We start from the raw sequence: 11738 nt of genomic DNA, 5'->3' as shown, positions 1-11738 counted from the left end.
GTTGTTTTGCCTGAACGATAAACATCTCGTTCAAAACTGCTCCGCATCTTAAAAAGAGAGGTTTTTGTGTCGGGCAAGGCGAAGACGCGCGGAAATACTTGATGTATTTCAAGCGGCTTCAACGCCGACCGGCGCGAAAAGCTCCTTTTTAAGACCGGCGTATCCCTGATTTGCACGCCCTAACAAATCCGGCAGGGCGTTCGTTCTGCAATTACCATGATATGAATATATAATAGTTGAAAACATAGCAAAAATGTGTTATAATTTAGCGAATATACTTTACACTGCTTATTCAATTACAGAAACGCCGCGCTCGCGCGGCGAAGAGGAGATTATTTATATGTCAGGCGGAATCAAAACAGGAAATAAGCTCGGCGGATACCTTTCACCTCTGGGCGTGTGGGCGCTTGCGTTCGGCTGCAGCGTCGGCTGGGGCGCGTTCATTATGCCCGGCACGACCTTCCTGCCGATCGCGGGACCGCTCGGCACCGCTGTCGGCATCATCATCGGCGCGGCGATAATGTATATCATAGGCGCCAACTATCACTATATGATGAACCGCTACCCCGATTCCGGCGGCACCTTCAGCTACGCCAAAGGGGAGTTCGGCCACGATCACGCCTTCCTCAGCGCGTGGTTCCTCGTGCTGACGTACGTTTCGATAATCTGGGCGAACGCGACGGCCCTCGCGCTCATCGCACGAAACCTGCTCGGCAATACGCTGCAGTTCGGATTCCACTACACGATCGCCGGATATGACGTTTATATGGGAGAGCTGCTGCTCTCCGCCTCCGCGCTGATAATCTTCGGCTTTATATGCGCGAAATGGAAGCGCCTCGCGGGCATACTGCAGATCGTCTTCGCTCTGGTGCTCATCATAGGCATACTCGTCACATTCGGCATTACGATGGCGAACCTCAAGGACGGCCTCTCCGCGTTCAAGCCCGGCTTCGCGCCCGGCAAGAGCCCGTTCGCGCAGGTGATCGCGATAGTCGCGCTCGCGCCGTGGGCGTTTATCGGATTTGAATCCGTTTCGCACTCCGCGAGCGAATTTAAGTTCTCGCACAAAAAGTCCTTCCTGATAATAGCGATCGCCGTCACGACCGGCGCCGTCGCCTACCTGACTCTCGCGGAGATCGCCGCCGCCGCGCTGCCCGAGGGCTTCGCGAACTGGACGGATTATATCGCCGCCGTCAATAGCGGCGAGCTTTCCGGCATCGAGGGCATCCCGACCTTCTTCGCCGCGGAGAACGCGATGGGCGAAATCGGTTCGACGGTGCTCGGCGCAACTCTGCTCGGAGGCGTGCTGACCGGACTAATCGGCAATATGATCGCCTCGAGCCGCCTGCTCTATTCGATGTCCGAAAACGAAATGCTCCCCTCCTGGTTCGGAAAGCTCAGCAAGAGCGGGGCTCCGAAAAACGCGATACTTTTTATAACCGCGATCTCCCTCGTCATCCCCTTTTTCGGCAGAACGGCGATCGGCTGGATAGTCGACGTAACGACCATCGGCGCGACTATCGCCTACGGCTATACCTCTGCCACGGCGTTCAAACGCGCGAAGCAGGAAGGCAGAAAGCTGATAATGGCGACCGGCGTGATCGGGCTCGTTATGTCGGCGGCGTTCAGCATCTACCTGCTGATACCGAACTATCTCTCCGCGGCTCCGCTGGCAACCGAATCCTACCTGATTCTCGCGCTGTGGAGCATCGTAGGCGTTATATTCTTCAGAACGCTTTTCAACAAGGATAAAAGCCGCCGGCTCGGGAAGTCCACTGTCGTCTGGATAGTGCTGCTTTTCCTTATCTTCTTCATCTCGCTTATGTGGATGCACCAGTCGACCAACAAATCGATGGAGGAGTTCGCAGCGAACGCCAACGAATACCACACGCAAGAGGCCGTCGAAACCGGCGTATCGCCCGACGATCCGCATCTGAAGGCGCATGAAGAATACATTAACTCCGAGCTCGACAAAATGAACGACACGGTCACGCGCGACAGTCTGATACAGATGGGACTTATCGTGATCACGCTGATCTCGATGTTCAATATTTACTCCGTCATGCAGAAACGCGAGAGATCCGCAGATATAGATAAGATCAAGGCCGAGCAGAGCAACAAGGCGAAGAGCTCCTTTCTCTCCAATATGAGTCACGATATACGCACCCCGATGAACGCGATTACCGGCTACACCGCGCTCGCGAAAGCGGAGCCCGACCTTTCGCCCAAGGTCAGCGAATACCTCGACAAGATCGACTCGTCCAGCCAGCACCTGCTCGGACTGATAAACGACGTGCTCGATATGGGCCGCATCGAAAGCGGCAAAATGGAGCTCAGCATCGAGGACGCCGATATTGTGAAGGTCGTTTCCGACGCCTGCGGCGTTTTCGTCACGCAGATGGACGCAAAGCACATCGATTACAAAGTCGACGTTTCCGAAGTCGAGAATAAGTGGGTGCGCTGCGACGACAACCGCCTCAGCCGTATTCTGCTCAACCTCGTATCCAACGCCTACAAGTTCACTCCCGAAAACGGCAGCATCTCCGTAACGCTTCGCCAGACCGGCGCCTCCGACGGCGTATGCGATTACGAGCTGCGCGTCAAGGACTCCGGCATCGGCATGAGCAAGGAGTTCGCGGAGCGCGTCTTCGAGGCGTTCGAACGCGAGCGCAGCAAGACGGTAGAGGGAATTCAGGGTACCGGTCTCGGAACAGCGATAACCAAGAGCTTCGTAGATATGATGGGCGGCACAATCGACGTCAACACCGAGCTCGGCAAGGGCACCGAATTCATCATCCGCCTGTCCTTCGAGAAAGGCGAAGAGGTCAAAACCGCCGCAGAGAACGAAGCATTCGATTTTACCGGCACGAAGATACTCGTCGCGGAAGATAACCCCGTCAACCTTGAGATCGCGAAGCTCGTGCTCTCAAAGTCCGGCTTTGAGGTCGACTCCGCCGAGAACGGCGCCGTCGCGCTCGAAAAGGTCAAATCCTCCGAGCCCGGCCGCTACGACATCATACTCATGGACTTCAATATGCCTACAATGAACGGCCTCGAGGCCGCAAAAGCAATACGCGCGCTGGACGATGAAAAACGCGCTTCCGTGCCGATAGTCGCGATGACCGCTAACGCCTTCGCCGAAGACGTGCAGGCGGCGCTCGGCGCCGGTATGAACGCGCACATCTCTAAGCCGATCGACGTTCCCAATATGCTGGCGACGCTCAAAGAAGTGCTCGCCCGCTCGCATTGATTGCAGAAAGGAAGGCCTCATGAGAAACAACGCCCACGCCTCCGGGCGCAACGACGAACTTCCCATAGAGATGATACCGACGCTGTTCGCGGTCGGAGACGTATTCCCCGGCGGTTTCTTCGTCTACCGCGACGATGAATCGCAGGAGATTATCTACGTCAACCGCGCGGCGCTGCGTATCTTCGCCTGCGCGGATACGGATCAATTCCGCGAGCTGACCGGCGGAACCTTCCGCGGACTCGTGCATCCGGACGACTACGAGAACATCCAAGGTTCGATCGACCGCCAGATCGCGGACGAAAGCAACGATAACCTCGACTTCGTCGAATACCGCATCATACGGCGCGACGGCGAGATTCGCTGGGTCGACGACTATGGTCGCCTCTCGCATCTCGAGGGTTACGGCAACGTATACTACGTCTTCATCAGCGACGTGACTGATAAGCTCCGCGCGGAGCAGGAAAGGTTCAAGGCAGAGCTCGAGCTCGAGCAGGAAAAGCGCGCGAGCGAGATGAAATCCGCTTTCCTTTTCAATATCTCACACGATATACGCACGCCGATGAACGCCATAATCGGCTTCTCCGATCTCGCCAAGCGTCACGCGGACGACCCCGCGGCGCTGGCGGACTGTCTCGATAAGGTAGAAATATCAAGCAAACAGATGCTGGCGCTTATCGACGATATACTCGATATGAATTCGCTGACCGGCGGCCGCTTCATAGCGAAGTCCGAGCCGACGGGACCGAACGGCCTGATATCCGTCGCGGTCGACATCTTCCGCGCGAAGGCGCAGGAGAAGAAGATCGCGCTCGAACAGGAGATCGACCTTCCCGACCGCGCGGTACTGCTCGACAAGCACCGCTTCCTGCGACTGATGAACAACCTTATCGACAACGCCGTCAAGTTCACTTCCGAAGGCGGAACGGTCACGGTAAAGGCCCGCGTCAAATGCAGCGAAGGCGTCTACTCCCGCTACGAGTTCTCCGTCGCCGATACCGGCGTCGGTATGTCCGAGGAATTCGCAGCGCATATGTTCGAGGCGTTCGAGCGCGAGGAAAACTCCACGAAGAGCGGAGCGATCGGTACGGGGCTCGGGCTCTCCATCGTCAAGGCGCTGGTCGACATCATGGGCGGCACCATCACCGTTCAGACCGAAAAGGGCAAGGGGTCCGTCTTCACCGTCGAGCTGCCGCTTAAGGCGGCGGACGCGGACGGCTCCGCGGCTCCCGTCGAAATCAAGCACCCGCAGGCAGACGGAAAACGCCGCCTGCTCCTTGTCGAAGACGTCTATATAAACCGCGTGCTCGCGGAAACGGTGCTCACCGAGGCCGGCTTCACCGTCGAATCCGTCACCGACGGCTGCTACGCCGTCGACGCGGTGCGAGAACGTCCCGCCGGTTACTACGACCTCGTGCTGATGGATATACAGATGCCCGTCATGAACGGCTACGAAGCGACGCGCGCCATCCGCGCGCTCGACAACGGCGCTTCCCTGCCGATACTCGCCCTCTCCGCCAACGCGCGCGAGGAGGACAAAAAGCGCAGTCTTGAATCGGGTATGAACGGCCATATCGCGAAGCCGTTCGAAACCGCCGGACTTGTTTCGAGAATAAACGAACAGATAAACAAAGACGAATAGTCGTATTAAAAAAAGAACGCTTTCCTTGGAACGTGCATACGCCCTAAGGGAAGCGTTCTTCTTAATGTATCAGCTTATTCCTTTTTCAAAAAGCGCGAATACCCGCTGCCGTACTGCACGCAGCGCGAAACGCGGCTGAGCGTCGCGGACGAGATTTCCGTCTGCTCCATCACCTGCGAATAGGTCTTGCCTTCTATGAGCAGCTGCGCCGCCTTGATGCGCTGCGCCATCTGCTCGACCTCCTTGACGGTGCAGAGGTCGTCGAGCAGTTCGCGGCATTCGTCGACAGAGGCCACTCTGACGAGCACCTCGTATAGCTTCTCTATATCCGATTTGCTGACTTTCTTCTCCGTCATTTCGGATCCTCCGCTGTCGTTACTGCTTTATATTATACTTCATCAAACTAAAGTTGTAAAGACATTTTTGCACTTTTTTTGTGAAAAATATAAAAGCGGGACGCGCAGCCGCGCGTCCTGAAGCTGTTAGGCCGTTAAAGAATGCCTTTTAAGAATATCTCGCTCCCTATCAGGATCAGTATAACTCCGCCGATGACGGCCGCTTTGTCGGAAATTACGGCGCCCGCCTTTCTGCCGAGGTAAACGCCCGCGACGCAGATGCCGAAGGTTATCGCGCCGATGATAAGCGCCTCGACCAGCGCCCAGCCGAAGCTGATCTCCGCGATCGTCAGCCCGACGGAGAGCGCGTCGATTGAGGTCGCTATCCCCTGAACGAGCAGCGTTCCCGCGCCCGCGGCCTTCTCCGTTTCACCGCGGAGCCCTTCCCATATCATCTTGCCGCCGATGACGAGAAGCAGGGCGAGGGCGATCAACGGTATAAACCTGCGGAACGACTCGAACGCTTCGAAAAGCGTATGCGCGAAGACCCATCCGAGCAGCGGCATCGCGGTCTGAAAGCCGCCGAATACCGCCGACGAAATCAGCGCCTTGCGTTTGCGCATATCCGGCTCGCGCAGTCCGTTGGCGACCGAAACCGAGAACGCGTCCATCGCAAGCCCGACCCCGAGCAGCGCCGCGTTTATGAAAAACATCGCGTTCAACCGCGTTCCCCTCCCTGACAGCGATTGGTGATAAGGATAATACAAAATAATAGTATGCGTTTCTATTCGCTATAATAACGACCCCGCGTGAAGCTCTCTTCACACGGGGCGTATGTATTCGATACGGCGCGTGTTATTTTGCTTTCGCCTGCTGATTTTTGTTGTAGCGCGCCCAGAGGAAAGCGAGAAGTCCGCCGCTGGCGAGGGCGGCGACTCCGATGAGGATCGCCATGATCTCAAGCAGACCGAAGCCACTCGACGCCGGCACGAAATCCGCGAACTCGCAGACGGCGAAGTAATACTTTCTGCCCGCCTCGAGTGTTTCGGAAACCTTGATAACACCGCTGCCGGTCGGTTCGCCGCTCTCCTCTCCGCCGTCGGAAGAAGAGGCCGGAACCGCCTTGCCGACGTTCTTATTGCTTGTTTCAACGTGCGAAGCGCGCTCAGCGTAAAACAGCACGACCATGCTTCTGCCTATCAAGCTCTCGTCTACGGGCAGCATGATCGTCACCTTCGAATTGAAAGTCTCGTCGCCGCCGAGCAGGACCTCGTAGCAGCAGTTGAGTTCTTTATCCTTTGACGCGTCAAGGAGTTTTTTGTATACCTCGGAATACTCCGAATCGCCGGCGGAGATGGATTTCGCATCTATCAGCAGCTTGTCGTTCGGCTGGGAAAGCCCTATGGAAATGCCGGTCAGGTCGTGGGTTATCGTCTGGATATAAATCTCTTCGGCGGACGAACTGCTCGATGAAGAGCGGCGCTCCTCTTTGCTCGACTCGCTCTTTTCCGATGATGACTCCTCTTCCGACGAACTGCTTTTTTCCTCTTCCGACGAGCTGCTCTTCTCCTCTTCGGATGAACTGCTTTTTTCCTCCTCGGATGAACTGCTCACCTGTTCGGCGGACGAGCTGCTCGCCTCTTCGACGGAGGAGGTGCTTTCGGCGGTCTGCCCCTCCTCGCCTTCGGCAAAGACGCTTATCGCCGTCAGCGAAGTCGATATAAGCAGCAGCGCTATGACTGCCGCGAGTAATTTTTGCAACCTTTTCATATGCTTCCCTTTACGGTATCTTATTTGAATTTGCTTCTGAATCGAATAATATAATACTACAAAAGCGCGTGATTGTCAATACCGGCAGATTATTGCCCGCCGCACTTGATTTTCGTCGGCGTTGTGATATAATATCGGTATGAAAGAATTATTGACGATGTTTCTGACCTTTGCGAAAATAGGCGCGACGACCTTTGGCGGCGGATACGCGATGCTTCCGATGTTTCAGCGCGAGCTCGCCGATAAGCGCGGCTGGATAACGGAAGAGGAGATCTTCGACTACTACGCGATCTCCGGCTGCACCCCCGGCGTCATCGCGGTCAACGTCGCTACGCTGACCGGCTACAAGCTGCACGGCTTCTTCGGCGCGCTTTTCTGCACGCTCGGCGTCATATCCCCTTCGCTCGTTATAATTACGCTGATCGCGGCGCTGCTGACCGGCTTCGGCGGCAACGAGATCGTGCTCCACGCGCTCGCGGGAGTCCGCGTCGCCGTATGCGCGCTCGTTTCGGTCTACATCTGGAAGATGATAAAGAAGGGCGTGAAGGATCTCATCACGCTCGGCGTCTTCACCGCCGCGCTCGCGATAGCGGTATTCCTGCCCGTTTCGCCCGTCTACATAGTCGCGGGCGCGGGCCTGCTCGGAATCATACTCTCCTTCATACTCCCGATGAAAAAGGAGGATGAAGCGGAATGACCTTTCTGATGCTTTTCTGGGAGTTCTTCAAAACGGGGCTTTTCGCCGTCGGCGGAGGGCTCGCGACGCTCCCCTTCCTGCGCGATATTGCGACGCGCTTTGACTGGTTCACGCTCGATCAGCTCTCGGATATGATCGCCGTTTCGGAGGCAACGCCCGGACCGATAGGCGTGAATATGGCGACCTACGCCGGCTACAACGCCGCGTATATACTCGGCGCGCTGACCGCGACGCTCGCGCTCGTGCTGCCGTCCTTCATCATCGTCTGCATCGTTGCGCGGTTTCTGCAAAAATACAAACAAAGCCGCCTCGTGCACGGTCTGTTTTACGCGCTGCGTCCGGCTACCGCCGCGATAGTTACCGCCGCGGTCGCGGGCATCTTCATCAGCGCGATATTCAACGTTTCCGCAGGCGCGGGAGCGCCGCTGACGCAGATGATCTCGCTGCCCGCGCTCGGACTTTTCGCCGTCACGCTCGCGGGAGTCGTCGCGGCGGGCAAAAAGGTGCATCCGCTTGTATTCATCGCCGCCGGCGCCGCCGCGGGGATACTGCTCAAACTATAAACCTTGACTGATTGGCGATAATGACAATCAGTCTTTACGGAGGTAATTATGAAAAAAACAGCCAGACTGCTCGCGCTCCTGCTTTCGCTGACGCTTCTGCTCTGCGGCTGCAATTTCAGTATATCCTTCGGGCCGGCTCCCGAAAGCAGCTCTTCCGGCTCGTCCGGCGGCTTCTCCGGAAGCGAAGACGAGCCCGCCGGATACACGCCGGAGCTCTGGCGCGTCACGGCGGACGGCTACGCCGGCTCCTTCTATCTCTTCGGATCGATACACGTCGGCGACAACGAAATGTTCCCGCTGCCCGACTACGTCGAGAACGCCTACGCGGAATGCGGCGCGCTCGCCGTCGAATGCGACATAGTCGCCTTCGAGCAGCTGCCGGAGGCGGAGATCGCGAAGTATTACACCCCCTTCGTGCTGACCGACGGCACGACGATACGCGACCACCTCGACCGCGATATTTACAGCGCTGCGAAGAAGCTGCTGAAGGACGCGGGTTATTACAACTCCTCGATGGACTATTACGACGCCGCGATGTGGTGTTCGCTCGTCGATCAGGTCGCCGTCGAGAACAGCGGCCTTAAGTATGAGAACGGCATAGACCGCCACTTCCTCGAGGACGCGCACAAGACCGGCAAGAAGATACTCGAGGTCGAGTCGGTGGAGTTTCAGTACGCGATGGAGCGCGGCTTCTCCGACGATATATACAACGTCGTGATGCGCGACTGCACCGACGACGGCTACCTCGACGACTACTCCGACGGCATTCACGAACTGCTCCGCTGCTGGAAAAACGGAACCGTTTCCGATGAGCTGGAGGCCGAATCCGACTACAGCGAACTGACGGACGAGGAACGCGCGCTCATGGAGAGTTACGACAAGGTCATGTGCGACGACCGCAACGTCGGAATGGCGGACGCTGCGGAAAGCTATATGAAACAGGGTATGAACGTATTCTTCGTCGTCGGAGCCGCGCATATGTGCGGCGACAAAGGCGTCGTCGCGCTGCTGAAGGCGCGCGGATACGACGTTCAGCCCGTAAGATAAGTCCCCTATCAGAATCAGCCAAAAATCCAAACGAACGGAGCTTCGGTATGACAGACATCAACGAAATCATCGCAAAGCACAAGGGCAAAAAAGTGGCGGTGCTCGGCCTCGGCGTCAGCAATATGCCGCTGGTGCGCCTGCTGAAGACCTGGGGCGCGGAGATAACGATACTCGACCGCCGCAGCGAGCTGCCGGACGAATTCCTCTCCGACGTGACGCTGAAATTCAGCTGCGGCGACGGATACCTCGACCGCCTCGCCGATACGGGTTACGATATAATCTACCGCACGCCCGGTCTATACCCCTACATCCCGCAGATAAGCGCCGCCGTCAAGAACGGCGCCGTGCTCTCCAGCGAGATGGAGCTTTTCTTCGAGCTCTGCCCCGCGCCGATAACCGCGGTCACCGGCAGCGACGGCAAAACAACCACCACGACGCTGATAGCGAAGCTCTACGAAGCCGCGGGCTACAGGACCTTCCTCGGCGGAAATATCGGCACGCCCCTGCTCTCCTCGCTCGGCGAGATCAAGCCGGCGGACAAGGTCGTGCTCGAGCTCTCCTCCTTCCAGCTGATAACGATGGTGCGCTCGCCCGAAACAGCGGTCATCACCAACCTTTCGCCCAACCACCTCGACGTCCACCGCAGCTATGAGGAATACGGCAACGCGAAGAAAAACATATTCAAGTATCAGTCCGCCTACGGCACGGTCGTGCTTAACGCGGATAACGACTTCACCGCCGCCTGCGCATCCGAGGCCAACGGCAGAGTGCTGACGTTCAGCCGCCGCGAAAAGCCCGAGAACGGCGTCTATAAGGACGGGAAAGGCGACATTTACTTCCGCGAAAACGGTAAGGAAACCTACCTTTTCAACGGCTCCGAGATCATGATAAAGGGCGAGCACAACGCGGAAAACTTCATGGCGGCGATGGCGGCCGTCGGCTGCGAGATCGCGTCGAAGTACGCGCCGGAGCTCGCGCGCACCTTCGCCGGAGTCGAGCACCGCAACCGCCTGATCGCGACGAAGAACGGAGTCCGCTTCTACGACGACTCCATCGGCACGAGCCCGACCCGCACGATCGCGACGCTCTCCGCCTTCGACGAGCGCGTGATACTCATCCTCGGCGGCTACGACAAAAAGGTCAGCTTCGACCCGCTGAAAGCGCCGGTCGGCGAAAAGGCGAAGGCGGTCTTCCTCTGCGGCAACACGGCCGGCAGGATCGCCGCCGCGCTGGACGGCTGCGGCGTGCCGCTGACGCGCTGCGCCTCCTTCGACGAAGCGGTCAGAGCCGCGGCGAACGCCGCCTCCGACGGCGACGCGGTGCTGCTCTCCCCCGCCTGCGCGTCGTTTGACGAATTCAAGAACTTCGCCGAGCGCGGCAGACGCTTCGCGGCGATAGTTGACGAACTGTAATTAACGGAAGTGATATAATGAACTACCTGAAGATACTCTCCGCGCTTGAAGCGCCCTCCGGCGCCGAACACGGCGTCGCGCCCGCGCTCGCGGAGCTGCTGAAGCCCTACACCTCCGACGTGCGCGTGACCGCGCTCGGCTCGGTCGTCGGCGTCATCCCCTGCGGCGAGCCGGACGCGAAAAAGCTGATGCTCGACGCGCACCTCGACTCCGTCGCCGCGTTCGTCACCGAGCTTGTCGAAGGCGGCTTCGTCCGCGTCGGCGTGCTCGGTATGGACCGCCGCGTTATGCTGAACGCGGAGTTCACCATCCTCGGCAAGGGCGGCAGCGTCCGCGCCGTCCCCTGCGTGCTCCCGCCGCATCTGCAGAAGGAAAGCGGCAAGGTGCCGGAGGATTCCGAGATGGCGTTCGACACCGGTCTGCCGCTCGACGAGCTGAAAAAGAAGGTCGCCGTCGGCGACCCCGTAGTATTCACCCCGAAATACGCCGAGCTGTTCGGCGGAAGAACCGTATGCACCTCCGGCGACAACCGCGCCTCCTGCGCCGTCGTGCTCCGCGCGCTCGAGCTTATCGCCGGAAAGAAGGCGAAGTTTGATATCATCGCCTCCTTCGCCTCTCAGGAAGAGGCGGGCGGCAGCGGCGCGTTCACCTCCGCCTTCGAGTTCGCGCCGGACGAGGCGGTCATCCTCGACGTATCCTTCGCGCAGACGCCGGACACGCCCTACCCCAAAGCCGGCAAGCTCGGCGGCGGCGTTATGATAGGCGTTTCTCCGCGGCTTTCGCGCGAACTGACGGACAAGCTGAAGGCGGCCGCCGAACGCATCGGCGAGGCGTATCAGACCGAGGTCATGCCGCGCGACACCGGCACCGACGCCGACGACATATCGATCTCCGGCAGAGGCGTCGCCTGCGCGATGCTCTCGACTCCGCTTCGCTATATGCACACCCCCGCCGAGGTCACCGACGCGGCGGACATCGAATCCGCGGCGAAGATCCTCGCGGAATACGCAATCAACGGTTAGGAG

At 58.4% G+C, this 11738-nt stretch carries 10 protein-coding genes; 7 read left to right on the top strand and 3 right to left on the bottom strand.

Annotated features, from left to right (window positions below):
* The first annotated feature begins 340 nt into the window (after nucleotides 1–340).
* Nucleotides 341–3250: an amino acid permease gene (locus IJL83_02825; GenBank protein MBQ6552532.1), complete on the top strand. Its 2910-nt coding sequence runs from the start codon at nucleotides 341–343 to the stop codon at nucleotides 3248–3250.
* A 19-nt stretch (nucleotides 3251–3269) separates the two neighbouring features.
* Complete coding sequence (locus tag IJL83_02820) at nucleotides 3270–4889, top strand: response regulator (GenBank protein ID MBQ6552531.1); 1620 nt, start codon at nucleotides 3270–3272, stop codon at nucleotides 4887–4889.
* Nucleotides 4890–4963: 74 nt separating this feature from the next.
* Here the strand turns inward: IJL83_02820 and IJL83_02815 are convergent, their stop codons facing one another.
* The 3 genes from IJL83_02815 to IJL83_02805 form a co-directional block, all read right to left on the bottom strand.
* Nucleotides 4964–5245 carry a TrpR-related protein YerC/YecD gene (locus tag IJL83_02815; protein MBQ6552530.1) on the bottom strand — a complete coding sequence of 94 codons (282 nt, stop codon included), beginning with the start codon at nucleotides 5243–5245 and terminating at the stop codon, nucleotides 4964–4966.
* A 134-nt stretch (nucleotides 5246–5379) separates the two neighbouring features.
* Nucleotides 5380–5937 carry a manganese efflux pump gene (locus IJL83_02810; protein MBQ6552529.1) on the bottom strand — a complete coding sequence of 186 codons (558 nt, stop codon included), beginning with the start codon at nucleotides 5935–5937 and terminating at the stop codon, nucleotides 5380–5382.
* Nucleotides 5938–6079: 142 nt separating this feature from the next.
* Nucleotides 6080–6994 (bottom strand): hypothetical protein, encoded by a 915-nt coding sequence (locus tag IJL83_02805; protein ID MBQ6552528.1) that lies wholly within the window; start codon nucleotides 6992–6994, stop codon nucleotides 6080–6082.
* Nucleotides 6995–7133: 139 nt separating this feature from the next.
* Between IJL83_02805 and IJL83_02800 the strand changes: the two genes are divergently transcribed.
* Genes IJL83_02800 through IJL83_02780 form a run of 5 tightly spaced genes read left to right on the top strand, consistent with a single transcriptional unit; the run spans nucleotide 7134 to nucleotide 11735 of the window.
* The gene (locus IJL83_02800; protein ID MBQ6552527.1) at nucleotides 7134–7691 is read left to right on the top strand and encodes a chromate transporter; all 558 of its coding nucleotides are present in this window, start codon (nucleotides 7134–7136) and stop codon (nucleotides 7689–7691) included.
* Nucleotides 7688–8254 carry a chromate transporter gene (locus IJL83_02795; protein MBQ6552526.1) on the top strand — a complete coding sequence of 189 codons (567 nt, stop codon included), beginning with the start codon at nucleotides 7688–7690 and terminating at the stop codon, nucleotides 8252–8254. The genes IJL83_02800 and IJL83_02795 overlap by 4 nt, the downstream gene beginning before the upstream one ends.
* A 48-nt stretch (nucleotides 8255–8302) precedes the next feature.
* Nucleotides 8303–9301, top strand: coding sequence for a TraB/GumN family protein (locus IJL83_02790; GenBank protein MBQ6552525.1), 999 nt, complete (start codon nucleotides 8303–8305; stop codon nucleotides 9299–9301).
* Nucleotides 9302–9348: 47 nt separating this feature from the next.
* Nucleotides 9349–10713 (top strand): UDP-N-acetylmuramoyl-L-alanine--D-glutamate ligase, encoded by a 1365-nt coding sequence (locus IJL83_02785; GenBank protein MBQ6552524.1) that lies wholly within the window; start codon nucleotides 9349–9351, stop codon nucleotides 10711–10713.
* 17 nt (nucleotides 10714–10730) lie between these two features.
* Complete coding sequence (locus IJL83_02780; GenBank protein MBQ6552523.1) at nucleotides 10731–11735, top strand: M20/M25/M40 family metallo-hydrolase; 1005 nt, start codon at nucleotides 10731–10733, stop codon at nucleotides 11733–11735.
* The last annotated feature ends 3 nt before the right edge of the window (nucleotides 11736–11738 follow it).

This window comes from Clostridia bacterium, assembly GCA_017438525.1.
Taxonomy (GTDB): Bacteria; Bacillota; Clostridia; order Oscillospirales; family RGIG8002; genus RGIG8002.
This window is presented reverse-complemented; position numbering and strand designations above follow the sequence as displayed.

Bases quoted from the DNA above. Each gene is read 5' to 3' on its own strand.
- IJL83_02805 (MBQ6552528.1), bottom strand. From the start codon at position 6,994: ATGAAAAGGTTGCAAAAATTACTCGCGGCAGTCATAGCGCTGCTGCTT.
- IJL83_02780 (MBQ6552523.1), top strand. From the start codon at position 10,731: ATGAACTACCTGAAGATACTCTCCGCGCTTGAAGCGCCCTCCGGCGCC.
- IJL83_02825 (MBQ6552532.1), top strand. From the start codon at position 341: ATGTCAGGCGGAATCAAAACAGGAAATAAGCTCGGCGGATACCTTTCA.
- IJL83_02790 (MBQ6552525.1), top strand. From the start codon at position 8,303: ATGAAAAAAACAGCCAGACTGCTCGCGCTCCTGCTTTCGCTGACGCTT.
- IJL83_02810 (MBQ6552529.1), bottom strand. From the start codon at position 5,937: ATGTTTTTCATAAACGCGGCGCTGCTCGGGGTCGGGCTTGCGATGGAC.
- IJL83_02785 (MBQ6552524.1), top strand. From the start codon at position 9,349: ATGACAGACATCAACGAAATCATCGCAAAGCACAAGGGCAAAAAAGTG.
- IJL83_02820 (MBQ6552531.1), top strand. From the start codon at position 3,270: ATGAGAAACAACGCCCACGCCTCCGGGCGCAACGACGAACTTCCCATA.
- IJL83_02800 (MBQ6552527.1), top strand. From the start codon at position 7,134: ATGAAAGAATTATTGACGATGTTTCTGACCTTTGCGAAAATAGGCGCG.
- IJL83_02795 (MBQ6552526.1), top strand. From the start codon at position 7,688: ATGACCTTTCTGATGCTTTTCTGGGAGTTCTTCAAAACGGGGCTTTTC.
- IJL83_02815 (MBQ6552530.1), bottom strand. From the start codon at position 5,245: ATGACGGAGAAGAAAGTCAGCAAATCGGATATAGAGAAGCTATACGAG.